This window comes from Acidaminococcus sp. HCP3S3_G9_1, assembly GCF_052122455.1.
Taxonomy (GTDB): Bacteria; Bacillota; Negativicutes; order Acidaminococcales; family Acidaminococcaceae; genus Acidaminococcus.
On the sequence record NZ_JBQKCH010000006.1, the window covers coordinates 45,564 to 68,982 of the forward strand.

At 53.9% G+C, this 23,419-nt stretch carries 35 protein-coding genes; all 35 read left to right on the forward strand.

Translation table 11 applies throughout. The features are described from left to right. Positions 1–153: 153 nt before the first annotated feature. The 35 genes from ACTQY1_RS05335 to secY all read left to right on the forward strand — a co-directional run bounded on the left by ACTQY1_RS05335 (position 154) and on the right by secY (position 23,409). Entirely contained in the window at positions 154–1,149 is a 996-nt protein-coding gene (locus ACTQY1_RS05335) for a hypothetical protein (RefSeq protein ID WP_308664159.1), read from the forward strand. A gap of 18 nt (positions 1,150–1,167) precedes the next feature. Beyond that, a complete protein-coding gene (locus tag ACTQY1_RS05340; protein ID WP_308664158.1) occupies positions 1,168–2,532 on the forward strand; it encodes a phosphomannomutase in 1,365 nt (454 codons plus the stop codon). Between the two features lie 12 nt (positions 2,533–2,544). Beyond that, the gene (gene galE / locus ACTQY1_RS05345) at positions 2,545–3,534 is read left to right on the forward strand and encodes a UDP-glucose 4-epimerase GalE (protein ID WP_022486818.1); all 990 of its coding nucleotides are present in this window, start codon (positions 2,545–2,547) and stop codon (positions 3,532–3,534) included. A 5-nt stretch (positions 3,535–3,539) separates the two neighbouring features. After that, positions 3,540–5,504, forward strand: coding sequence for a ribosomal protection-like ABC-F family protein (gene abc-f / locus ACTQY1_RS05350; protein ID WP_308664156.1), 1,965 nt, complete (start codon positions 3,540–3,542; stop codon positions 5,502–5,504). Next, entirely contained in the window at positions 5,501–6,196 is a 696-nt protein-coding gene (locus ACTQY1_RS05355; RefSeq protein ID WP_308664155.1) for a uracil-DNA glycosylase, read from the forward strand. The genes abc-f and ACTQY1_RS05355 overlap by 4 nt, the downstream gene beginning before the upstream one ends. A gap of 4 nt (positions 6,197–6,200) precedes the next feature. Next, complete coding sequence (locus ACTQY1_RS05360) at positions 6,201–6,971, forward strand: threonine/serine ThrE exporter family protein (protein ID WP_154488470.1); 771 nt, start codon at positions 6,201–6,203, stop codon at positions 6,969–6,971. Positions 6,972–6,980: 9 nt separating this feature from the next. Further along, on the forward strand, positions 6,981–7,457 hold the full coding sequence (locus tag ACTQY1_RS05365; RefSeq protein ID WP_022486814.1) for a threonine/serine exporter family protein: 477 nt from the start codon (positions 6,981–6,983) through the stop codon (positions 7,455–7,457). Positions 7,458–7,513: 56 nt separating this feature from the next. Next, entirely contained in the window at positions 7,514–7,867 is a 354-nt protein-coding gene (locus ACTQY1_RS05370; RefSeq protein WP_279127710.1) for a cupin domain-containing protein, read from the forward strand. Positions 7,868–8,226: 359 nt separating this feature from the next. Continuing rightward, complete coding sequence (locus ACTQY1_RS05375; protein ID WP_022486812.1) at positions 8,227–8,481, forward strand: L7Ae/L30e/S12e/Gadd45 family ribosomal protein; 255 nt, start codon at positions 8,227–8,229, stop codon at positions 8,479–8,481. Between the two features lie 65 nt (positions 8,482–8,546). Beyond that, positions 8,547–8,930 (forward strand): 30S ribosomal protein S12, encoded by a 384-nt coding sequence (gene rpsL / locus ACTQY1_RS05380; protein WP_012939266.1) that lies wholly within the window; start codon positions 8,547–8,549, stop codon positions 8,928–8,930. 44 nt (positions 8,931–8,974) lie between these two features. Then, positions 8,975–9,445: a 30S ribosomal protein S7 gene (gene rpsG / locus ACTQY1_RS05385; RefSeq protein ID WP_012939265.1), complete on the forward strand. Its 471-nt coding sequence runs from the start codon at positions 8,975–8,977 to the stop codon at positions 9,443–9,445. A gap of 23 nt (positions 9,446–9,468) precedes the next feature. Beyond that, on the forward strand, positions 9,469–11,556 hold the full coding sequence (gene fusA, locus ACTQY1_RS05390) for an elongation factor G (RefSeq protein ID WP_441373899.1): 2,088 nt from the start codon (positions 9,469–9,471) through the stop codon (positions 11,554–11,556). Between the two features lie 29 nt (positions 11,557–11,585). Continuing rightward, on the forward strand, positions 11,586–12,779 hold the full coding sequence (tuf, locus tag ACTQY1_RS05395; protein WP_154487621.1) for an elongation factor Tu: 1,194 nt from the start codon (positions 11,586–11,588) through the stop codon (positions 12,777–12,779). A 180-nt stretch (positions 12,780–12,959) separates the two neighbouring features. Continuing rightward, positions 12,960–13,271, forward strand: a complete 312-nt coding sequence (gene rpsJ, locus ACTQY1_RS05400; protein ID WP_012939263.1) for a 30S ribosomal protein S10 — start codon at positions 12,960–12,962, stop codon at positions 13,269–13,271. Between the two features lie 12 nt (positions 13,272–13,283). Then, positions 13,284–13,943, forward strand: a complete 660-nt coding sequence (gene rplC, locus ACTQY1_RS05405) for a 50S ribosomal protein L3 (RefSeq protein ID WP_012939262.1) — start codon at positions 13,284–13,286, stop codon at positions 13,941–13,943. Between the two features lie 25 nt (positions 13,944–13,968). Further along, complete coding sequence (gene rplD / locus ACTQY1_RS05410) at positions 13,969–14,598, forward strand: 50S ribosomal protein L4 (protein WP_022486701.1); 630 nt, start codon at positions 13,969–13,971, stop codon at positions 14,596–14,598. Beyond that, complete coding sequence (gene rplW / locus ACTQY1_RS05415; RefSeq protein WP_012939260.1) at positions 14,598–14,888, forward strand: 50S ribosomal protein L23; 291 nt, start codon at positions 14,598–14,600, stop codon at positions 14,886–14,888. Before rplD ends, rplW begins: the two co-directional genes overlap by 1 nt. 21 nt (positions 14,889–14,909) lie before the next feature. Then, positions 14,910–15,740 carry a 50S ribosomal protein L2 gene (rplB, locus tag ACTQY1_RS05420; RefSeq protein WP_022486700.1) on the forward strand — a complete coding sequence of 277 codons (831 nt, stop codon included), beginning with the start codon at positions 14,910–14,912 and terminating at the stop codon, positions 15,738–15,740. A 28-nt stretch (positions 15,741–15,768) separates the two neighbouring features. Further along, positions 15,769–16,047: a 30S ribosomal protein S19 gene (gene rpsS, locus ACTQY1_RS05425; protein WP_022486699.1), complete on the forward strand. Its 279-nt coding sequence runs from the start codon at positions 15,769–15,771 to the stop codon at positions 16,045–16,047. A 23-nt stretch (positions 16,048–16,070) separates the two neighbouring features. Next, on the forward strand, positions 16,071–16,406 hold the full coding sequence (gene rplV / locus ACTQY1_RS05430) for a 50S ribosomal protein L22 (protein ID WP_022486698.1): 336 nt from the start codon (positions 16,071–16,073) through the stop codon (positions 16,404–16,406). Positions 16,407–16,434: 28 nt separating this feature from the next. Beyond that, the gene (gene rpsC, locus ACTQY1_RS05435) at positions 16,435–17,112 is read left to right on the forward strand and encodes a 30S ribosomal protein S3 (RefSeq protein ID WP_022486697.1); all 678 of its coding nucleotides are present in this window, start codon (positions 16,435–16,437) and stop codon (positions 17,110–17,112) included. Further along, entirely contained in the window at positions 17,112–17,570 is a 459-nt protein-coding gene (gene rplP, locus ACTQY1_RS05440) for a 50S ribosomal protein L16 (RefSeq protein WP_022486696.1), read from the forward strand. Before rpsC ends, rplP begins: the two co-directional genes overlap by 1 nt. After that, positions 17,570–17,764 (forward strand): 50S ribosomal protein L29, encoded by a 195-nt coding sequence (rpmC, locus tag ACTQY1_RS05445; RefSeq protein WP_022486695.1) that lies wholly within the window; start codon positions 17,570–17,572, stop codon positions 17,762–17,764. Before rplP ends, rpmC begins: the two co-directional genes overlap by 1 nt. A gap of 36 nt (positions 17,765–17,800) precedes the next feature. Further along, positions 17,801–18,061 carry a 30S ribosomal protein S17 gene (gene rpsQ, locus ACTQY1_RS05450; RefSeq protein ID WP_012939253.1) on the forward strand — a complete coding sequence of 87 codons (261 nt, stop codon included), beginning with the start codon at positions 17,801–17,803 and terminating at the stop codon, positions 18,059–18,061. Between the two features lie 39 nt (positions 18,062–18,100). Then, a complete protein-coding gene (rplN, locus tag ACTQY1_RS05455) occupies positions 18,101–18,469 on the forward strand; it encodes a 50S ribosomal protein L14 (protein WP_012939252.1) in 369 nt (122 codons plus the stop codon). A 21-nt stretch (positions 18,470–18,490) separates the two neighbouring features. Beyond that, entirely contained in the window at positions 18,491–18,820 is a 330-nt protein-coding gene (gene rplX, locus ACTQY1_RS05460) for a 50S ribosomal protein L24 (RefSeq protein WP_012939251.1), read from the forward strand. A gap of 23 nt (positions 18,821–18,843) precedes the next feature. Then, complete coding sequence (gene rplE / locus ACTQY1_RS05465) at positions 18,844–19,386, forward strand: 50S ribosomal protein L5 (protein WP_022486694.1); 543 nt, start codon at positions 18,844–18,846, stop codon at positions 19,384–19,386. A gap of 12 nt (positions 19,387–19,398) precedes the next feature. After that, complete coding sequence (locus tag ACTQY1_RS05470; protein WP_012939249.1) at positions 19,399–19,584, forward strand: type Z 30S ribosomal protein S14; 186 nt, start codon at positions 19,399–19,401, stop codon at positions 19,582–19,584. 30 nt (positions 19,585–19,614) lie between these two features. After that, positions 19,615–20,013, forward strand: coding sequence for a 30S ribosomal protein S8 (gene rpsH / locus ACTQY1_RS05475; protein ID WP_012939248.1), 399 nt, complete (start codon positions 19,615–19,617; stop codon positions 20,011–20,013). Between the two features lie 29 nt (positions 20,014–20,042). Beyond that, the gene (rplF, locus tag ACTQY1_RS05480; RefSeq protein WP_012939247.1) at positions 20,043–20,591 is read left to right on the forward strand and encodes a 50S ribosomal protein L6; all 549 of its coding nucleotides are present in this window, start codon (positions 20,043–20,045) and stop codon (positions 20,589–20,591) included. 25 nt (positions 20,592–20,616) lie between these two features. After that, positions 20,617–20,979, forward strand: a complete 363-nt coding sequence (gene rplR, locus ACTQY1_RS05485; RefSeq protein WP_012939246.1) for a 50S ribosomal protein L18 — start codon at positions 20,617–20,619, stop codon at positions 20,977–20,979. 18 nt (positions 20,980–20,997) lie between these two features. After that, positions 20,998–21,498: a 30S ribosomal protein S5 gene (gene rpsE, locus ACTQY1_RS05490; protein WP_022486692.1), complete on the forward strand. Its 501-nt coding sequence runs from the start codon at positions 20,998–21,000 to the stop codon at positions 21,496–21,498. A 12-nt stretch (positions 21,499–21,510) separates the two neighbouring features. Continuing rightward, the gene (rpmD, locus tag ACTQY1_RS05495; RefSeq protein ID WP_154488505.1) at positions 21,511–21,696 is read left to right on the forward strand and encodes a 50S ribosomal protein L30; all 186 of its coding nucleotides are present in this window, start codon (positions 21,511–21,513) and stop codon (positions 21,694–21,696) included. A 15-nt stretch (positions 21,697–21,711) separates the two neighbouring features. Continuing rightward, a complete protein-coding gene (gene rplO / locus ACTQY1_RS05500; RefSeq protein ID WP_022486690.1) occupies positions 21,712–22,152 on the forward strand; it encodes a 50S ribosomal protein L15 in 441 nt (146 codons plus the stop codon). Then, entirely contained in the window at positions 22,153–23,409 is a 1,257-nt protein-coding gene (gene secY / locus ACTQY1_RS05505; protein WP_154488473.1) for a preprotein translocase subunit SecY, read from the forward strand. Positions 23,410–23,419 lie beyond the last annotated feature (10 nt).

A 23,419-nucleotide genomic window follows, 5' to 3' on the forward strand; every position in this document is an offset into this window, starting at 1 on the left:
GTTCCTCCTCTTAGGTTCTGTCTTCCCATTTTACAACGGATAGGGACAGCTTTCAACGGCTTTTCGTTTTGACTAACCTGGGGAATCGGGCTATAATTTGTAGAGTTATCTTGTATCCGCTGTGGGTACAGTGCAGGAAACGGAGGAAATCCTATGCCAATACCTCTTGTGGTGTGGGCGGCTGCCGGGATCGGCGCTGCCGGACTGAAACTGTATAAAAGTGCCACCAGCTCTGAAAATATGGTGAAAAATGCCATTGAACGGTATAATGAAGAAAGGTTCAAATTCTACAAGGTGCTGGAGCAGCTGACTCCGGAAGTGGAAGAACTGGGCCGGCTGAAGCTCCATATCTGGGGCTGCTACGACAAGGTCTTTGCCATCCTGGACAAGATCGAGAACAAACCGGGCCATTATACCTACAAGACCCATAAGAATCTCCATCTGCTGCCCCAGGATGTGCGGAAGCTGAAACGGATCCGCCGGGTGGTGGACCGGATCCAGGAAAAGAAACTGGATACGGAAGGCACCGGGATGCTGACGGTGGTGGCTCTCCAGGGGGGAGCGGCCAGTTCCTACAGCCAGTCGGAACTGGAACGGGACGAGGCCAAGCTGGTGATGGAACAGATCATGGACCAGCCTCTGTACACTTCAGAAGTGACGGCCCTGGATGAAATGAGCGTGCTGGAATCCATCATGTGCTTCCCCAAGGTGCTGCGGCCCGGGTATTTTTCCGACAAGGACGGGTCCAAAATGACCAAGGATGAGGCGGTCCATTTCAAGACGGATACGGATACCCAGTCCCTGCTCCTGGCGGATGCGGAGGCCCGGGGAGAACGGCTGCTGGAAGTGGTCCGCCATGTGTACAAGACCACCGAGACCCTGAAAAACGAACAGCGGGAGCAGATCCAGTTCTTCCAGCGGCTGCTCCTGGAAAAGACCGATTACCAGATCTTTACCCTGGAGGAAAAGGACCGTCTGAATTTCCTGGTGGCCCTGGGTTTTGTGCTCCGGGAACTGGCACGGACGGATATTGTGCTGAAAAACGGCAGCATGGCCATCCTGAACCGGAGCGGCCTGCGGGTGCCCCTGGGCAAGGCCCAGGACCTGCTGCCCATGGAAAACCTGGCTCTTTTGGATGAGAACGACTAATTGTGGGGAGGAACCATCATGATCAGTACCAAAGCGTTTAAAGCCTATGACATCCGGGGCATCGTCCCCAGCGAAGTGAACGAAGACCTGGCTTACCGGCTGGGACGGGCCCTGGCCTGGAAGCTCCAGGCCAAAGAACTGGTGGTGGGCCATGACATCCGGCTCAGCGGACCGGCCCTCAGCGAAGCGGCGGTAAAGGGCATGCGGGATGCCGGGGCCAATGTCCAGGATCTGGGCCAGTGCGGCACGGAAATGATCTATTTTGCCACCGCCCACCTGAAAACCGATGGGGGCATGATGATCACCGCCAGCCACAATCCCAAGGACTACAACGGCATGAAGCTGGTCCGTTCCGAAGCCCGGCCCATTTCTGCGGATACGGGGCTGAAGGACCTGGCGGAACTGGTGGCAGCGGAAGACTTCGAGACCCGGGTGCCCAAGGCGGAGAAACAGGGAACCTACAAAAAAGTGGATATCGTCCCCAGCTATGTGGACCATCTTCTTTCCTATATCAATGTAAAGAGCCTGCTGCCTCTCAAGATCGTGGCCAACCCGGGGAACGGAGGGGCCGGTCCCATTGTGAAGGAACTGGCCAAGCACCTGCCCTGCCAGTTCATCATGATCAACGATACCCCGGACGGCACTTTCCCCAACGGGGTGCCCAACCCTCTCCTGCCGGAAAACCGGGCAGCCACCTCGGATGCGGTGAAAAAGAACGGGGCCGACCTGGGAATCGCCTGGGATGGGGACTTCGACCGGTGCTTCTTCTTTGACGAAAACGGCCGGTTCATCGAAGGGTATTATCTGGTGGGGCTCTTTGCCCAGTACTTCCTCCAGAAGCATCCCGGCAGCAAGATCCTTTACGATCCCCGGCTCACCTGGAACACGGAAGACATCATTGCCCGGTACGACGGCCAGCCGGTACGGTGCAAGAGCGGCCACGCCTTCATCAAGGAATGCATGCGCCGGCAGGGTGTGCTGTACGGGGGCGAAATGAGCGCCCACCATTATTTCCGGGATTTCTCCTACTGCGACAGCGGGATGATCCCCTGGCTGCTGCTGATTTCCCTTCTGTCCACTTCCGGCATGACCCTGTCCCAGCTGGTGGATGCCCGGATCAGCGAGTATCCCTGCAGCGGGGAAATCAACCTGAAGGTGAAGGATGCGGACGAAGTGCTGGAACGGCTGTCCAAACATTTCCGTTCCGGGATCCAGGACCGGATGGACGGGCTCAGCGTGGTGTACAATGAATGGCGGTTCAACCTGCGGAAATCCAACACGGAACCGGTGGTGCGGCTGAATGTGGAAACCCGGGGGGACAAGGATCTGCTGAAACAGAAGACCCGGGAAATGCTGGAGCTGATCGGCGGAGAAAGAGCATAGGAGGCAAAACGGATGAATGTACTGGTAACAGGGGGAGCCGGCTATATCGGCTCCCATGTGGTGGAAGAACTGACGGCCAACGGATATACGCCCATTGTCTATGACAATTTCAGCACCGGCCATGTGGATGCGGTGTCGGACAAGGTCCAGCTCATCGAAGGGGATATCCATGACTTCAACTTCCTGAAGCATATCCTGGGGGAATATGAAATCGACGGGGTCCTCCATTTTGCGGCCAGCAGCCAGGTGGGAGAATCCATGGTGAACCCGGGGAAATACTACTACAACAATGTGGCCGGTACCCTGGGGCTTTTGGATGCCATGCGGGAAGCGGGAGTGGAACAGCTGGTGTTCTCTTCCACAGCGGCTGTCTACGGGGAACCGGCCCAGGTGCCCATTACGGAAGACATGCCTCTCCAGCCTACCAATGTGTACGGCCGGACCAAGCTGATGATCGAAAAGATGATGGAAGACTACAGCCATGCCTACGGCCTGCGCTATGTGGCCCTCCGGTACTTCAACGCCGCCGGGGCGTCCCTTTTGGGGAACATCGGGGAAGACCACCGGCCGGAGACCCATCTGATCCCTCTCATTATCCAGGCGGCCCTGGGCCAGCGGGAAAGCGTGTCCATTTTCGGCACGGATTATCCCACTCCTGACGGCACCTGCCTCCGGGACTACATCCATGTGAAGGATTTGGCCAGCGCCCATGTACTGGCCATGGACCATCTCCGGAACGGCGGGGACTGCCGGACTTACAACCTGGGAACGGAAAACGGCTTTTCCGTCCGGGAAATCATCGACGCGGTGAAGAAGGTCACGGGACGGAACTTTACAGTGAAGGAAGAGGCCCGGCGGGCAGGAGACCCGGCGAAACTGATCGCCTCTTCGGAAAAAATCAAGAAGGAGCTCCATTGGGAGCCCAAGCACAGCCAGATCGAAGAAATCGTGGAAACCGCCTGGCGGTGGCATGAAGGGCATCCCAAAGGATACGAGAAATAAGGAGTATGGATATTTTGGTGACCGTGGACGGCCTGAAAAAAAGTTTCGGCGTCCACGATATTTTTCAGAATGTAAGTTTTACCATCCGCCAGGGAGAAAAAGTGGGCCTGGTGGGGGTCAACGGCAGCGGGAAGACCACCCTGCTCCGGTGTCTGCTGAACCCGGATTTTGCCGACGGAGGATCGGTGAAGTTCGCCGGGGAACTGCGGCTGGGGTATGTGGAACAGGGGTTTGACGACTTCCGGGAGGAAACGGTCCGGGAGTTCATGCAGCACGCCTGCCCGGATATCCTGGACCTGCGGGAGAAGATGCGCCGGCTGGAGGAAGCCAGCGGCCGGGCCCAGGGAGAAGAGCTCCAGGGGATCCTGGACCAGTATGCCCGGACGGAAAGCCGGTATGCCCATCTGGATGGGTACCACTACGAAAGCAACATCAAACGGGTGCTGCTGGGGCTGGGGTATCCGGAAGACACCTGGCAGTGGCGGGCGGACAAGCTGTCCGGGGGACAGAAGACCCGGCTCCAGCTGGCGGCGGCCCTGGTGAATTCTCCGGACATGCTGATCCTGGACGAACCCACCAACCACCTGGACATCGTCATGAGCGAATGGCTGGAAAAGTACCTCCGGGAATTCCGGGGCGGAGTGCTGGTGATTTCCCATGACCGGGCCTTCCTGGACAATGTGGTGGAAGAGATCCTGGAAATGGAAGGGGGCACGATCCACCGGTTCAAGGGGAACTATTCCCGGTATCTGGAACAGAAGGAAATCCAGGTGCTGACCCAGACCCGGGCCTATGAGGCCCAGCAGGAATACATCGCCCGGCAGGAGGCCTACATCCGCCGGTTCAAGGCGGGGATCAAGAGCAAGATGGCCCGGGGCCGCCAGTCCCAGCTGGACCGGCTGGAGCGGATCGACGCCCCGGTCCAGGAGGAAGAGTTCCAGCTGCGGCTGCCCCATGCGGCGGAGTGTGCGGAAAAGGTGATCATGCTGGAACACCTGGATGTGGGGTATCCCCAGCATCTCCTGCTCCAGGATGTGGACCTGACCCTGCGCCGGGGAGAAAAGGTGGCCATCATCGGTCCCAACGGCTGCGGGAAATCCACCCTGCTGAAGACCATCCTCCAGGAACTGCCGCCTCTCAAAGGAGAGGCACGGATCGGGAACCGGGTGAAGATCGGCTATTTCTCCCAGAGCTATGAACGGCTGGACGAGAAACAGACCATTATGGAGAACTTCCTGACGGAATACGGGCTCACCGACGAACAGACCCGCCGTCTCCTGGGGAGCATGATGTTCCACGGGGAGGATGTGTTCAAGGTGATCGGGACCCTGTCCGGGGGCCAGAAGGCCCGGCTGGTGCTGCTGAAGCTGGTGCTGGACGGGGCCAACTGCCTGCTCCTGGACGAACCCACCAACCATCTGGACATCGCCGCCAAGGAGGCGGTGGAAGCGGCCCTGGAAACCTTTGACGGCACCGTGCTCCTGGTAAGCCACGACCGGTATCTGGTGAACGAGGTGGCCGGCCGGATCTGGGCGGTGGAAGAAGGCCATGTGACCGATTACAAAGGGAACTACGACTTCTATCTGGAAGAACGGGACAAGAACCGGAGCCGGGAAGGACAAACGGCTCCGGCGGTACCGGCTGCCTCCCGGAAGGAAGAAAAGCCGGCGCCCCAGGGAGCACAGGAACCGGCGGCCGCCAAACCGGCAGCCCCGGCGCCCCCTGCGGAAAAGAAAACGGAAAAGAAGCCCTACAGCCCGGCGGAAGCCCAGAAGCTGCTGCCCCAGGTGGAACTGAAGATCCGGGAATATGAAGCTCTCCAGAAGGTGCTCAGCGACAAGATCGCCGACCCGGCCAACCAGCAGGACCTGGAAACCAGCACCAGACTGGCGGAAGAGTACGCGGAACAGGACAAGATCCTGGACGGGCTTATGGAAAAATGGGAAAAACTCATGGAGTCACTGGAATGACAATCGACGAATTTCTGCATGCTCTGCAGCAGTTCCATGGGGACGGCTGCTTCAATCCCTGGGGGGAGTATGATCCCTCCTGCGATATCGGACCGGAAGCTCCGGTGATCCGGTCCGCCAATTTCCGCCGGTACCTCCAGCTCCGGCAACAGGCCCGGTTCCTGTTCATTGCGGAAGGGCTGGGATACCAGGGGGGCCATTTTTCCGGCATGGCCATGACCAGCGAACGGATCCTCCTGGGCCACCATCCTGCAGTGCGGCCGGAGGTGGTGCTGGGAGAAGGCTGGGATTACCGGCGGACCAGCAATCCGGACAGCCCTCTTTTGAACCGGAAACAGAAGGAGGAAGGGTTCAACGAACCCACCGCCACCATTATGTGGGGAGAACTGGCGGCCCAGGGGCTGGCTCCCTTCCAGACCATTTTGTGGAACATTTTCCCCTTCCATCCCTACAAGCCTTCCGGGATCCTCACCAACCGGACTCCCACGGGATTGGAACTGGATCAGGGGATCCGCTATGCCCGGATGCTCCTGGACCTGGTGCCCGGGCTCCAGGTGATCGCCATCGGACGGAAAAGCGCCGGTACCCTGGAGAAATACGGGGTGCCCTGTGCGGCGGTGCCCCATCCCTCCATGGGCGGGGCCAACCGGTTCCGGGCGGCGGTAGGGGCTCTTTTTGCCCAACCGAGGTGAAACTATGACCAAAAGTACCTTAGCATCCATGAGCAAGGAACAGGTGCTGAAAATCGCCCTGACCGCCGGAAAGATCCTGCTGGTCAGCGGGGCAGAGACCTACCGGGTGGAGGACACCATGCTGCGGATCTGCCACGAGGGAGGCATGAACACCATTGCGGCCTTCTGCACCCCTTCCCTGATCATGATCGGGGAGGAGACCATGGAAGGGGCCAGCCTCATGTACCGGGTGACCCACCGGGGGACGGATCTGACCCTCATCAGCGAAGTGAACGACATGAGCTTCCACATGCCCACCTGGGGAAAGAGCTTCCAGGACACCATGGCCATCCTGGAGGAAAAGACCATGCGGAAACCCCGTCCGGCCCGGGAGGAGATCTTCTGGTCCGGCCTGGCCGGGGCTTTCTTCGCCGTGGTACTGGGGGGCGGATACCTGGAATTTTTGGCAGCCCTGCTGGGGTCCCTGCTTTCCATGGCCTTTGTGAAGGCGGTGTCTCCCTTCCGGCCCAGCAGCTTCTGGGAGACCACCATGGCCGGGGCCATTATCTGTCTTACGGTGGTATTGTTCCGGATGGCCTGTCCGGACCTTGTGATGGAACTGGCCATTGCCGGGGGCGTGATGCCCTACCTGCCGGGGATGGCCTTTACCAACGGGATCCGGGATTTCATGGCCGGAGACCTGCTCAGCGGCACCTGCCGGGCCGGGGAAGCCATTTTCCTGGTGGGCGGGGTGGCCATCGGCATCGCCACCGTCCTGGGCATACTGTACATGTAGGAGGCTTTTATGCCGCTGGCAGCAACCATTTTCATCAAAACCGTATTTTCCTTTTTCGCCACCGTGGCCTTCGGCAAACTGTTCAAATGCCCGGAAAGCTGCCTGTACAAGGCGGGGTTCGTGGGTATGGTGGGCTTCGGGGTGTACATTATCCTGTTGAGCGGCTTCGGCCTCAGCTCCATGCTCAGCAACTTTGCCGGCACTGTGGCCCTTTCCATCTGCAGCGAGATCTTTGCCCGCTGGTACCGGCAGCCGGTGCCCATCTTCTCCATTCCGGGGATCATCCCCCTGGTGCCCGGACTGCCCTTGTACCGGGCCATGAACTACACCATGCTCAATGCCTACAGCCTGGGGATGCACACCTTTGTGTCCGCCGCCCTGGATGCCACAGCCATTGCCATGGGGATCCTGCTGGTGTCCGGCCTGGCCAAGGTGTACAAGACCAGCAAGAAGATGGTCCGGGACAAACGTCGGCACGGCCGTTGAGGAAAATCGGAAGACTGGCTATAATACAGACAGGAAATGTGAAGGAGGAATGCCCAATGGCAGTATTCACGAAACGAGAAAAACAGGTGGTCAACAATCCAGGGACCGGGACCATCGAAAAGGAAATCCTCATGGACCCGTCCGCTTTCCAGGGGAACAATGACCTGTTCGCCCAGATCACCCTGCATCCGGGCTGTGCCGTCCCTGTCCATCAGCATCTGGGGAACAATGAGACCTACTACCTGCTCCAGGGAGAAGGGGAATACACCGACGAGGACAAGAAGCTGACCGTAAAGGCCGGGGACGTGACCTTCTGCGCCGACGGAGGCACCCACGGCCTGAAGAACACCGGCAAGGAGGATCTGGTGTTCATCGCTCTGATCTGCAATACGCCGGGGTATAAGAGATAAGGATTGTCAATGGTCGGCTGCCAACGGTCAGCGGCCGGAGGAGGAAACCCGCTTTTGGCGGGTTTCTTTTTATTTGTAAAAAATTTGTGAACTCTTGTATAAAAAATGCATTTTTTTCGGCTGAATTGACCTTGAATCTGCGAAAATTTCCCTGCTTTACTGCGGTACCAGTGTCCGGGAAGCGAGGAAATTTCCCCTTGTTTACACTAAAAGAAACGCACGGAACTGTGTAAAGAAAGAAGCGCATAAAATGTGGCCGAAAACCGAAAAAAATCCCGAAAAAATATTGACATTGGCTGTCAGTAATGTTACAATACCACAGTGTCACAGAGGGGTAGTATGTCTTTTGGAGGTGTCAAATGTTTCTCGCAGACGTAAAAAACGGTTCGCCGGTTGTAGTCGGTGTGAAGCAGTCCCAAAAGGCCATTGCCCGGGATCGGGCCGCAGGAGTCCTGATCGCCCGGGATGCGGATGACCATGTAACAGGGCCTGTCAGGGACCTGTGTGAAGCCAAGAGCATCACAGTGGAAACTGTGGATACCATGCTGGAACTCGGCAAGGCCTGCGGCATCCATGTGGGAGCTTCCGTAGCCGCTGTGCTCAAAACCCGGTAGAATCTGCCGGAAACGGCAGATCTTCATAATCATTAAATTTTATTCTCGAGAAAGGAGGTGCCGGAATGCCTACAATCAACCAATTGGTTCGTAAAGGTAGACAAGTTATTACTCAAAAATCCACGGCGCCAGCATTGAAAAATTCACCGCAAAAACGCGGTGTCTGCACGAGAGTGTACACCACCACTCCGAAAAAACCTAATTCTGCTCTGCGGAAGGTTGCCCGTGTCCGTCTGACCAATGGGATTGAAGTCACTGCTTACATTCCTGGTATTGGCCACAATCTGCAGGAACACTCCGTTGTTCTGATCAGAGGCGGAAGAGTCAAGGATCTTCCCGGTGTTCGTTATCACATCATTCGCGGCGCATTGGATACCGCCGGTGTTGCTGACCGCAACCAGGGCCGTTCCAAATACGGTGCAAAACGCCCGAAAGCAGCCAAGAAATAAGCTGCCTGCTGTAGAATGAGACAATAACGAAGGAGGAAATACAGATGCCGAGAAAAGGTCCTGTAACCAAAAGAGACGTATTACCGGATCCAGTATATGGTTCCAAACTGTTAACCAGATTCATCAACAAAATTATGCTCGACGGCAAAAAAGGTGTTGCTGAGCGTATCGTATATGACGCATTCGATCTGATCCATTCCAAGACCGGGAAGGATCCCATGGAAGTGTTCGACGCTGCCATGAAGAACGTAATGCCTGTCCTGGAAGTAAAAGCACGCCGGGTGGGCGGTGCCAACTACCAGGTTCCTGTGGAAGTCAGAGCTGACCGGAAAACCACTCTGGGTATCCGGTGGCTGGTCAACTATTCCCGCCTGCGCGGTGAAAAGACCATGTGCGAACGGGTTGCCGGCGAACTGATGGATGCCGCCAACAACACCGGCGCTTCCGTGAAGAAACGTGAAGACACGCACAAGATGGCTGAAGCAAACAGAGCTTTTGCTCACTATCGTTGGTAAGATTCCTTAAGGAGGAGTAATTCGTGGGTAGAGAGTTTCCCTTAGATAAAATTAGAAACATCGGTATCATGGCTCACATCGATGCCGGTAAAACTACGACCACGGAACGTATCCTGTTCTACACCGGCAAGACGTACAAGATCGGTGAAGTTCATGATGGGGCTGCCACCATGGACTGGATGGTCCAGGAACAAGAACGTGGTATTACGATTACTTCCGCTGCTACGACCTGCCATTGGAAAGGCCATTCCATTAACATCATCGACACCCCGGGGCACGTTGACTTCACCGTTGAAGTAGAACGTTCCCTGCGTGTACTGGATGGCTCTGTGGCTGTATTCAGCGCCAAAGGCGGTGTTGAACCCCAGTCCGAAACCGTATGGCGTCAGGCGGAAGAATACAACGTCCCCCGTATCGCTTATGTAAACAAGATGGATACCACCGGGGCTGACTTCTTCAACGTAATCCAGATGATGAAAGACCGTCTGGGTGCCAACGCAGTTGCCATTCAGGTTCCCATGGGCGCCGAAGACAGCTTCGTAGGCCTGATCGACCTGGTAAAGATGCAGGCCATCATTTACGGGGACAAGCTGGGCAAGGATGAAGAATTCGAACCCATCCCTGAAGAATACGTGGAAGAAGCCCAGAAATACCGCCAGATCCTGCTGGAAGCCGTTGCGGAAAGCGACGACGACCTGATGGAAAAATATCTGGAAGGTGAAGATCTGACCGAAGAAGAAATCAAAGGCGCCATCCGGAAGATGACCTGCCAGTGCAAGCTCTTCCCTGTGACCTGCGGTTCTTCCTACAAGAACAAAGGCGTACAGCCGCTGCTGGATGCCATCATCGACTACATGCCCTCTCCTCTGGATGTACCCGCCATCAAAGGGACCAACCCGGAAACCGGGGAAGAAGAAGAACGGCCTTCCGATGACAACGCTCCTTTCGCAGCTCTGGCCTTCAAGATCGCTACCGACCCCTATGTGGGCCGTCTGGCATTCTTCAGAGTGTACTCCGGTACCCTGACCGCCGGCTCCTATGTCTACAACTCCAACAAAGACAAGAGAGAACGGATCGGCCGTATCCTGCGGATGCACTCCAACCACAGAACGGAAATCGAAGAAGTATTTGCCGGGGACATTGCTGCTGCCGTAGGTCTGAAAGACACCGGTACCGGTGATACCCTGTGCGACGATAAAGCTCCTATCATCCTGGAATCCATGGTGTTCCCTGAACCGGTTATCTCCGTGGCCATCGAACCCAAGACCAAGGCTGACCAGGAAAAAATGGGCATCGCCCTGGGCAAGCTGGCTGAAGAAGACCCCACCTTCCGTGTCCGCACGGATCCGGAATCTTCCCAGACCATCATCTCCGGGATGGGCGAACTTCACCTGGACATCATCGTTGACCGGCTGAAGAGAGAATTCCATGTAGACTGCACCGTGGGCAACCCGCAGGTAGCTTACAGAGAAACCATCCGCAAGGAAGTGGAAAGCCAGGGTAAATTCGTACGGCAGTCCGGTGGTAAAGGGCAGTACGGCGATTGCTGGCTGAAACTGACTCCGCTGCAGCCGGGCGAAGGCTTCAAGTTCGAAAACAAGATCGTTGGCGGTGCCATTCCCAAGGAATACATCGCTCCTGTTGAAGCCGGTGTCAAGGAAGCTATGGAAAACGGTGTCATCGCCGGGTATCCCATGGTGGATATCGGAGTTACCGTGTTCGACGGCTCCTACCACGAAGTCGACTCCTCTGAAATGGCATTTAAGATTGCCGGTTCCATGGGCTTCAAGAATGGTGCCCTGAAAGCAAACCCTGTTCTGCTGGAACCGTACATGAAAGTGGAAGTCACCATCCCTGAAGAGTACATGGGCGACGTTATCGGCGACCTGAACTCCCGCCGGGGCCGCATCGAAGGCATGGAAGCAAGAAGCGGTGCACAGGTTATCACGGCTTATGTTCCCCTGTCCGAAATGTTCGGGTATGCAACGGACCTGCGTTCCAAGACCCAGGGCCGCGGCAACTACTCCATGGAAGTAGACCATTACGAAGAAGTTCCCAAGAACATCGCGGAAGCGATCATTGCCAAAAATAAGGGAACCGCACAGGACTAATGTCCTGGCATCACTAGGAGGATATCACAATGGCTAAAGAGAAATTTGAAAGAACCAAACCCCATGTTAACATTGGTACCATTGGTCACGTCGATCACGGCAAGACAACCCTGACTGCGGCTATCACCAAAGTCCTGTCCGAAACTCCGGGCTGCAAAGCCACTTTCGAAGCTTATGCCGATATCGATAAGGCTCCGGAAGAAAGAGAACGTGGGATTACCATCAACACCGCTCACGTTGAATACGAAACCGAAACCAGACACTATGCACACGTTGACTGCCCGGGGCACGCTGACTATGTAAAGAACATGATCACCGGTGCTGCTCAGATGGACGGTGCCATCCTGGTTGTTTCCGCTGCTGACGGCCCCATGCCTCAGACCCGTGAACACATCCTGCTGGCCCGCCAGGTTGGCGTACCTGCCATCGTAGTGTTCCTGAACAAATCCGACCAAGTTGACGATCCTGAACTGATCGAACTGGTTGAAATGGAAGTCCGTGACCTGCTGAGCCAGTACGGCTATCCTGGAGACGAAGTGCCCATCGTTGTGGGTTCCGCTCTGAAAGCCCTGGAAGGGGACAAAGAACAGGAAGACAACATCCGGAAACTGATGAAGGCTGTTGACGAATACATTCCTACTCCTGTCCATGACCTGGCAAAACCCTTCCTGATGCCTATCGAAGACGTGTTCACCATCACTGGCCGTGGTACTGTAGCTACCGGCCGTGTGGAACGTGGCGTGATCAAAGTTGGGGACACTGTTGAAATCGTTGGTCTGTCCGACGAAAAGAAACAGTCCGTAGCTACCGGTCTGGAAATGTTCCGGAAGACCCTGGATCAGGCTGAAGCCGGTGACAACATCGGCTGCCTGCTGCGTGGTATCGACCGTACCGAAATCGAAAGAGGTCAGGTACTGGCCAAACCGGGCACCATCCATCCTCATACCAAATTCAAAGGCCAGGTTTACGTACTGACCAAAGAAGAAGGCGGCCGTCATACTCCGTTCTTCAACGGCTACCGTCCGCAGTTCTACTTCCGTACCACCGACGTTACCGGTGTTGCTCACCTGCCTGAAGGCACCGAAATGGTTATGCCTGGGGACAACGTGGTGATGGATGTTGAACTGATCACCCCGATCGCCATCGAACAAGGTCTGCGTTTCGCTATCCGCGAAGGCGGCCATACCGTTGGTGCCGGTGTTGTTACCGAAATCGAAGGCTAATCCTTCCGATTCAATCTAAAGAAAGCCCATATGAGGGGCTAGGCCAAAGCCCCTCATATTCTTATGCTTTACAGGGCCCGCGATGAGGCAGAAGATGGCTTCTGGCCCGCTGGCAAAGAAGGGAACTTCTGCTGAGTATGTCCGTTCTTGGAAACGTGGCGAATGGAGGAATTAAAAACAATGGCAAAGACTCAAAAAATCCGTATACGCCTGAAAGCGTATGACTACAAAGCACTGGATCAGAGTGCTTCCAAAATCGTAGAAACGGCGAAACGTACCGGTGCTCAGGTTTCCGGCCCGATTCCCCTGCCTACGGAAAAAAACATCTATACGATTCTGCGTTCCCCTCATGTAAACAAAGACTCTCGTGAACAGTTCGAAATGCGGACCCACAAGAGACTGGTTGACATCCTGGAACCTACAGCTAAGACGATCGATGCACTGACTCGCTTGGATCTTCCTGCTGGTGTAGATATCGAGATCAAAGCGTAAGGAGGTGCGATGATGGCTAAAGGAATCTTAGGCAAAAAATTAGGTATGACCCAAATTTTTGAAGCTGACGGTACTTTGGTTCCCGTAACTGTTGTGGAAGCGGGTCCCTGCGTCGTGCTGCAGAACAAAACGGAAGAAAAAGACGGCTACAATGCTGTTCAGCTGGGTTTTGGGGATATCAAAGAAAAACAAGTCAACAAACCCATGAAGGGCTTCTTCGACAAAGCTGGTGTGGCTCCTGTAAAGGTTGTCCGCGAAGTTCGTCTGGATGCTCCTTCTGAATATAAAGTCGGTGACAAGATTGCTGCTGACATTTTCGCAGCCGGCGATCTGGTTGACGCTGTCGGCGTTTCCCGCGGTAAAGGGTTCGCTGGTACGATCAAACGCCACAACTTCGCACGTGGTCCTATGAAACACGGTTCCAAATCTCATCGTGAACCTGGTTCCAATGGTCCTATGCATTCCGGTCCTGGCGGCCGTGTTATCAAAGGCAAGAAACTGCCTGGCCGTATGGGCGGGATTAGCGCGACTGTGCAGCGCTTGACGATCGCAAAAGTGGATAAGGACCGCAACCTGATCATGGTGAAAGGTTCTGTACCTGGTGCCGCTGGTACCTTCCTGCTGCTGAGAGACACGGTTCGTCCCGATGTCGTGAAAGCAGAACAAAAATAAGGTTTAACGAAAGGAGGGCGTTTCAATGCCGAAAGTAGCAGTTTACGATATGACCGGCAAACAGACCGGTGAAGAAATAGAATTGATGGATTACGTCTTTGGCGTAGAATTCAACGAAGCCGTTGTCCATCAGGCTGTTGTTATGCAGCAAGCCAACGAACGTCAGGGCACTCATGCAACCAAGACCCGCGGTATGGTACGGGGCGGTGGCAGAAAACCCTGGAAACAGAAAGGTACTGGCCGGGCTCGTGCCGGTTCCGTCCGTTCTCCTCTGTGGGTAGGCGGTGGTACCGTCTTCGGTCCTGCTCCCCGGAGCCATGCAAAAGATATGCCCCGGAAGGCCCGTCGTCTGGCCATCCGCTGCGCACTGAGCGCAAAAGTCGCTGAAGGTGCTCTGGTTGTGGTTGACAACTTGACCTTCGATGCTCCCAAGACCAAAGATGCAGTTGCTCTGCTGAATGGCTTCGAAGCTGTCGACAAAAAAGCCCTGATCATCACTGACGGGGAAAACGAAAACGTAGAAAAATCTTCCCGCAACATCGAAAAAGTAAAGGCCCTGTCCAATGACTGCCTGAACGTTTACGATATCCTGAATGCGGAAAAAGTACTGCTGGCAAAAGATGCCGTAGCAAGAATTGAGGAGGTGCTCGCATAATGGCTGCCAATCCTCGCGACATTATCATCAGACCCATTGTGACCGAAAAGACTTCTGACATGATGAAGGACAACAAATACACTTTCCAGGTGGCAATGGGCGCAAACAAGACTGAAATCCGCCAGGCCATTGAAGCCATCTTCAATGTGAAGGTTGTGAATGTCAACACCATCCGCGTTCTGGGCAAAACCAAGCGTATGGGCAAATATGAAGGCAAGCGTTCCGATTACAAGAAAGCAATTGTAAAACTGGCTGAAGGTAATACAATTCCGCTCTTCGAAGGAATGTAATTCGTCTAAGGAGGTCAAACAATGGCTATTAAAAGCTTTAATCCGTATTCTCCTTCCAGACGCAGCATGACTGTGTCCACCTTTGAAGAGATCACTACGGACAAGCCCCATCGCCCTTTAGTTGTTAAACTGAACCAGCATGCCGGCCGGAACAACACCGGTAAAATGACGGTTCGTCATCAGGGCGGCGGTCACAAAAGACAGTATCGTATCATCGATTTCAAACGGAATAAAGACAACATCCCCGCAAAAGTTGCGACCATCGAATATGATCCCAACCGGAGCGCCAACATTGCTCTGCTGAACTATGCAGACGGTGAAAAACGCTACATCCTGGCTCCTCAGGGCCTGAAGGTGGGCGACGTTGTTGTCAGCGGTCCCGAAGCCGATATCAAAGTGGGCAACGCACTGCCCCTGCAGAACATCCCTCTGGGTACCATGGTCCACAATGTGGAACTGAAGATCGGCAAAGGCGGCCAGATGGGCCGGAGCGCCGGTGCTGCCATCCAGCTGATGGCCAAAGAAGGCAGCTATGCCCTGCTGCGTATGCCTTCCGGCGAACTGCGTCAGGTACACATCAACTGCCGTGCCACCATCGGTCAGATCGGCAACCTGGATCATGAAAACCTGACTCTGGGTAAAGCAGGCCGTTCCCGCTGGCTGGGTGTCCGTCCCGCCAACCGTGGTGTGGCAATGAACCCGAACGACCATCCTCATGGCGGCGGTGAAGGTCACTCCCCTGTTGGTCGTAAGCGTCCTGTTACTCCCTGGGGCAAGAGTGCTTTTGGTACCCGTACCCGGAAGAACAAGAAGGCTTCTTCCAAACTGATCCTGAAACGCAGAACGAAATAACAGAGTTTGTTGAAAGGAGGCATACAGAGTGTCCAGATCCGTTAAAAAAGGACCTTATGTCCAAGCTAGTCTGCTGAAGAAAATTGAAGCGCTGAACGCTGCCCAGGATAAGAAAGTCGTTAAAACCTGGTCCCGCAGCTCCACGATTCTCCCTGAATTCCTGGGTCACACCATTGCTGTCCATGATGGCCGCAAACATGTGCCTGTGTATATCACCGAAGATATGGTCGGCCATAAATTAGGCGAATTCGCTCCTACCCGTCTGTTCAAGGGCCATGGCGATAAAGCCGCTGCCGTAACGAAATAATCAGGGGAAGGAGGATAAAATAGATGCAAGAAGCTAAAGCTGTTGCCAAATACATCCGTATCGCACCTCGCAAACTGCGCATCGTGATCAACCTGATCCGGGGCAAGTCTGTGAACGAAGCCTTTGCAATCCTCAAGTTTACCCCGAAAGTTGGTTCTGAGGTTATTGAAAAAGTTCTTCGCTCCGCTGTTGCGAACGCTGAACACAACTTTGACATGAACGCTGACAATCTGGTCGTTTCCAACGCTTTCGTTGACCAGGGTCCCACCATGAAGAGAATCCATCCGCGGTCCCGTGGACAGGCCTTCAAGATCCTGAAACGTTCCAGCCATGTCACCGTGGCTGTTTCCGAAAAATAATCATCCTGACAGAAGGAGGGAATGAATAGTGGGTCAAAAAGTTAATCCACATGGTTTCAGAGTGGGCGTAATCGATGATTGGGATTCCAAATGGTTCGCCGACAAGGACTATCAAAAGAATCTGTTGGAAGACATCAAGATTCGTGATTTCATTAAAGATAAACAATTCCAGGCTGGTATCTCTCGGGTTACCATCGAAAGAACGGAACAGAAGATGCGGATCAGCATCTACACCGCTAAACCTGGTATCGTCATCGGCCGTCAGGGCAGCAACATCGAACTGCTGAAAAAAGACCTGGCCAAAATGACCGACAGCAAGCTGGACATCAACATCATCGAGGTTAAACAACCGGATATGGATGCCACCCTGGTTGCTGAAAACGTTGCTTCCCAGCTGGAACGCCGGATCGCTTTCCGCCGTGCCATGAAGCAGTGCGTGGGCCGTACCATGCGTCTGGGTGCCAAAGGGATCAAGATCCAGTGCGCCGGCCGTCTGGGCGGGGCTGAAATCGCCCGTACCGAAAGCTATCGTGATGGCAGCATTCCTCTGCATACCCTGCGTGCCAACATCGACTATGGGACTGCTGAAGCTCATACCACTTATGGCCGGATCGGCGTAAAGGTATGGATCTACAAAGGCGAAGTCCTGCCGACCAAGGCCGTGAAGAAGGAAGCTCCTGAAGCGCAAGAAGGAGGGGCGAAATAATGTTATTACCGAAGAGAGTACAGCATCGTAAACAGCATAGAGGCCGCATGAAAGGCCGTGCAATGCGGGGCAACAGAGTGGCTCATGGTCAGTTCGGCCTGGTGGCCCTGGAACCGTCCTGGATCACCAACCGGCAGATCGAAGCCGCCCGTATCGCCATGACCCGTTACATCAAACGTGGCGGTCAGGTATGGATCCAGATTTTCCCTGACAAGCCTGTAACTGCCAAAGCTGCTGGCAGCCGTATGGGTAGTGGTAAAGGTTCTCCTGAATACTGGGTAGCCGTGGTTAAACCTGGCCGGGTTCTGTTCGAAATGGCAGGCGTTACTGAAGATATCGCTAAGGAAGCTATGCGTCTGGCCGGCAACAAGCTGCCGATCAAGACCCGCTTCGTTACGAAGGAACAGCTGGATGCCGAAGTCACCGCGCGTGAAAATGGAGTAGGTGGTGAAGCTTAATGAAAACTAACGAAATCAGAGAAATGTCTGTTGAAGAGCTGGAATCCAAGCTGGCAGGCTTAAAAGATGAACTTTTTAATTTGCGTTTTCAAATGGCAACCGGACAACTGGACAATCCGATGAAGATCAGAGAAGTCAAGAAATCCATTGCCCAGATCAAAACGATCCAGCGGGAACGCGAAGTGAACGCTTAATCCGGGTTAGACCCTAAGCGAAGGAGGAAACATTCCGTGGCTGAAGAGAGAAACTTGCGTGTTACGCGTACTGGTAAAGTCGTAAGCGACAAGATGCAGAAAACCGTTGTGGTCGCTATTGAACGTCTGGTTCAACACCCTCTTTACAAAAAAGGCGTAATGCATACCATTAAACTGAAGGCTCATGACGAAAACAATGATGCTCATACTGGGGATATCGTGAAGATTGCTCAGACCCGGCCCCTGTCCAAAGACAAATGCTGGCGCGTCGTTGAAATCGTAGAACGGGCAAAATAAGATAGACTGCTGAGCATAGCTTGGCAAGGGAGGTAAACCATGATTCAACAGCAGACTGTGCTGAATGTTGGGGACAATACCGGCGCCAAAAAGATTATGTGCATCCGTGTGCTGGGCGGTTCCTATCGGAGATACGCCAACATCGGTGACATCATTGTGGCTTCTGTCAAAGATGCTACACCCGGTGGCGTTGTCCAAAAAGGTGATGTAGTGAAGGCCGTTGTGGTGCGTTCCGTAAAAGGCACCCGCCGTCCGGATGGTTCTTACATCCGTTTCGACGAAAACGCTGCGGTTCTGATCAAAGACGATAAGACCCCTCAGGGCACTCGTATTTTTGGGCCTGTTGCCCGGGAACTCCGTGATAAAGACTTCATGAAGATCATTTCCCTGGCACCGGAAGTGCTCTAAGAACAAGGAGGTGTTGCAGAAATGGCTGAAGCCGTGAAATTGCACGTGAAAAAAGGCGATACCGTGGTGGTATTGGCTGGTAAAGATAAAGGCAAGGAAGGCAAAGTGACCGCTGCTTTCCCGAAGAAATCCAAGGTGACTGTGGAAGGCGTGAACCAGGTAAAACGGCACACGAAACCTTCTCAGAGCAACCCTCAGGGTGGGATCATTACCAAGGAAGCTCCTATCAGCGTTTCCAACGTAATGCTGGTATGCCCGTCCTGCAAGAAACCGACCCGTATCAAAAAAGTGGCCGCTGGCAATGGTTTTGTCAGAGCCTGCAAAAAATGCGGGGAAGTCATCGATAAATAATCTTCGGGAAAGGAGGAAAACAGATGGCAACGAGACTGCAAGACAAATACAATTCCGAAGCTGTGAAAGGCTTAATGGAAAAATTCAATTACAAGAACGTCAACGAAATTCCGAAACTGGAAAAAGTTGTTTTGAATATTGGCTGCGGTGAAGCAGTGACCAACAGCAAGGCTATTGAATCTGCTGTGGCTGACATGACCATGATCGCCGGTCAGAAACCCATCATCACCAAGGCAAAGAAATCCATCGCTGCATTCAAACTCCGTGAAGGCATGCCCATCGGTGTGAAAGTCACCCTGCGTGGCAGCCGGATGTATGAATTCCTGGATAAATTCATGAACATTGCCCTGCCCCGGGTACGTGACTTCAGAGGGGTCAACCCCAAGTCCTTCGACGGCCGTGGCAACTATTCCATCGGCCTGAAAGAACAGCTGATTTTCCCTGAAATCGACTATGATAAAGTCGACAAAGTCCGCGGCATGGATGTTATCATCGTAACGACTGCTAAAACCGATGAAGAAGGCAGAGAACTGCTGAAGCTTCTGGGTATGCCGTTTGGGGCATAAGGAGGGAAAACCGTGGCAAAGACCGCATTGATTGAAAAATGGAAAGCGGAACCGAAGTTCAAGGTCCGCAAATATAATCGCTGCAAAATCTGTGGCAGACCGCATGCTTACATGCGCAAATTCGGCATTTGCCGTATCTGCTTCCGGAAGTATGCTTACGAAGGCGCTATTCCCGGCGTAACGAAAGCAAGCTGGTAAGAGCGGAAAAAGGAAGGAGGGCTTTTATAAATGACCATGACTGATCCGATTGCCGATATGCTTACGAGAATCCGTAATGCCAATTCGGTTCATCACGATAAAGTTGAAATCCCCTGCTCCAAAATCAAAACTGCCATTGCAGAGATTTTGAAGAGCGAAGGATTCATTAAAGATTTCGAAGTCGTAGCCGGTGAACACCAGAATGTGATCCGTGTACAGCTGAAATACGGTCCCAACAAGGAAAAAGTTATTTCCGGCATTAAGCGTATCTCCAAACCCGGTTTGAGAGTCTACACCCAGAAAGACCAGCTGCCTCGCGTACTGGGCGGCCTGGGCATCGCCGTAATCTCCACTTCCAAGGGCATGATGACCGACAAGGCTGCCCGGAAAGCTGGATTGGGCGGCGAAGTAGTGGCTTACGTTTGGTAAGATATTCCCTAGACCGGAGGTGCTTATAAGTGTCAAGAATTGGAAAAGCTCCGATTACCGTCCCTGATAAAGTTACGGTAACGGTGGAAGATAACCTGGTCTCCGTTAAGGGACCGAAAGGCGAACTGAGCCGTCAAATCAGCAAAGAACTGACCGTGGCCCTGAATGATGGGGTGATCACCGTGACCCGTCCTTCCGACGACAAGGTGCACCGCAGCCTCCACGGCCTGTCCCGTACCCTGATCAACAACATGATCATCGGCGTTACGGAAGGGTATTCCAAACACCTGGAAATCCAGGGTGTTGGGTACCGTGTAGCCAAGAAGGGCAAAGCCCTGAGCTTCACCCTGGGCTTCTCCCATCCCTGCGTGATGGATCCTCCCGAAGGCATTTCCTTCGACTGCCCGAACTCCACGGAAATCATCGTTTCCGGTATCGACAAGGAAAAAGTTGGTGCTGTGGCTGCTGAAATCCGCAGCCTGCGTGCTCCCGAACCCTACAAAGGCAAAGGGATCCGCTATGTAGGCGAACATATCATCCGCAAGGTTGGTAAAGCCGGCGCCAAAGGCAAGAAATAATTTCTAATAGGAAGGAGTGAATCTCTTGCTGAACAAGAAAGATAAAAACGCAGCACGTCAGAAACGTCACCTGCGTATGCGCAGAAATATTGTGGGAACGGCTGAAAAACCCCGTTTCAATGTATATCGCAGCCTGAGCAACATCTACGCTCAGATCATCAACGATGAAACTGGTGAAACTCTGGTTTCCGCCAGCACCGTGGAAAAGGCCAACAAAGCCAACTACGGCGGCAACATCGAAGCTGCTAAAGCTGTCGGCACTGAAATCGCCAAAAAAGCTCTGGAAAAGGGCATCAAGACTGTTGTATTCGACCGCGGTGGTTACCTGTATCACGGCCGTGTAGCAGCCCTGGCTGAAGCGGCTCGCGAAGCTGGTCTGGAATTTTAACAGAGGGAGGACAAAAGAGTGGCTAATTACGAAAAACAAGATGATGGCTTCAAAGAAAGAGTAGTCTTCATCAACCGCGTAGCTAAGGTCGTAAAAGGCGGACGTCGTTTCTCCTTCTCTGCTTTGGTTGTTGTTGGTGATGAAAACGGCAAGGTTGGCATGGGCCTGGGCAAAGCTGCCGAAGTTCCCGAAGCAATCCGCAAGGGTGTGGATGATGCCAAAAAGAACCTGATCACCGTTCCTCTGAAAGGCACCACCATTCCTCACGAAGTAATCGGTGTGTTCGGTGCAGGCCGCGTCCTGCTGAAACCGGCTATGGAAGGTACCGGGGTTATCGCCGGCGGTGCTGTCCGTGCCGTCCTGGAACTGGCTGGCGTTCGGGACATCCTGACCAAATCTCAGGGTACTTCCAACCCCAACAATGTGGTCCGGGCAACTCTGCAGGGTCTGAAATCCCTGAAGAACGCCAAAGAAGTTGCTGCTCTGCGCGGCAAAACTGTTGAAGAACTGTTAGGCTAAGGAGGTAGCATGATGGCACAGGTAAAAATCACGCTGACCCGTAGCTTAATCGGGTATCCCAAAGACCAACGCGCTACTGTCAAGGCTCTGGGTCTGACCAAGATCCGTACCAGCGTTGTGAAAGAAGACTCTCCTGCTCTGCGCGGTATGATCCACAAAGTGGAACATATGGTCAAAGTAGAAGAAGTGAAGGCGTAATAAGGAGGTCTGCAAATGTATTTGCATGAATTGGCTCCCGCTGCCGGCTCCAAAAAAGCTCGCGTCCGTGTAGGCCGCGGTCTTGGTTCCGGCCTGGGCAAAACATCCGGCAAAGGCCAAAAAGGTCAGAAATCCCGTAGCGGCGGGGTGAAACGTCCTGGGTTCGAAGGTGGCCAAAAGCCGTTGTACCTGCGTCTGCCGAAACGCGGTTTCTACAATAAATTCGGCAAACATTACACTGAGATCAATGTGGAAGTATTCAACTGCTTTGACGACGGTGCTGTAATCGATCCTGTAGCCCTGATCGAAGCCGGCCTGGTGAAAAACATCCGTGACGGCATTCGTGTCCTGGGCAATGGCGAACTGACCAAAAAGGTCACGGTAAGAGCCATGGGCTTCAGCAAAACTGCTCAATCCAAGATCGAAGCTGCCGGCGGTAAGGTAGAGGTGATCTAATTGGCATCAGCCCTTGATAACCTGTTAAAGGCTACGGAACTCCGAAAGAAAGTATTATTTACCCTTGCGATGTTCATAGTATTCAGGGCTGGTACGCAAATTCCCGTTCCGGGGGTTAACGCAGCCATGATCGAACGGCTTTTCACCAGTGGAAACCTGTTCGGTCTTCTGGATCTGTTCTCCGGCGGTGCTCTCAGCAAATTCTCCATATTTGCCATGAGCATTACTCCTTACATCAATGCGTCAATTATTACGCAGCTGCTGACAGTGGTGATCCCGACTTTGGAAGAATGGTCCAAAGAGGGAGCGGAAGGAGCAAAAAAAATCAACAAAATCAACCGCTATGCGGCGGTGGGCCTGGGCGCCATTCAGGCAATCGGGATGGCATATGGCTTGCGGGCGGCAGTCAACAACCCTGACTTCTTCTCCTTTGCCATGATCGTCATCACCCTTACCGCAGGCTCTCTGCTGCTGATGTGGATTGGGGAACAGATTACGGCCAAAGGGATCGGGAACGGGATTTCTCTGATCATCTTTGCCGGGATCATTTCCCGACTGCCCAACGGGCTGGCTGTGATCGGCCGGTACCTGCAGGCAGGAACTATCAACGTCTTCAACGTATTGATCTTCGCTGTGCTGGCTGTACTGATGGTGATGTTCGTGGTGGCCATTACGGTTTCCTACCGGAAAGTCCCCGTCCAGTACGCAAAGCGGATCGTAGGTCGGAAGATGTACGGCGGACACACCACCTACATTCCCCTGAAGGTGAATCAGGCCGGTGTTATGCCCATCATCTTCGCTTCTTCCGTATTGATGTTTCCTGTGACCATTGCGCAGTTCATCAAGATCCCCTGGATCCAGAAAGTGGCCGGCTATTTAGCATGGGGCACACCGTTGCAGACCTCGCTGTACATCCTGCTCATCCTGTTCTTCACTTACTTCTATACCGCAGTAAGCCTGAACATCCCGGATATGTCCGACAACATCAAGAAATACGGCGGCTTCATCCCCGGGCTGCGGCCTGGCAAACCGACCACGGACTATCTGGACAAGGTGATGAACCGGATCACCCTGGCGGGTGCTGTTTTTCTGGCGTTCATTGCTATTATGCCCAACATGATCGTCTGGCTCACAGGAATTTCCGGAGTATACTTCGGCGGAACGGCTTTGTTGATCGTAGTTGGCGTAGCGCTTGACACAATGAAACAGGTAGAGTCCATGACCCTCATGCGGCACTACCAGGGTTTCATGAAATAAGGAGAGAGAA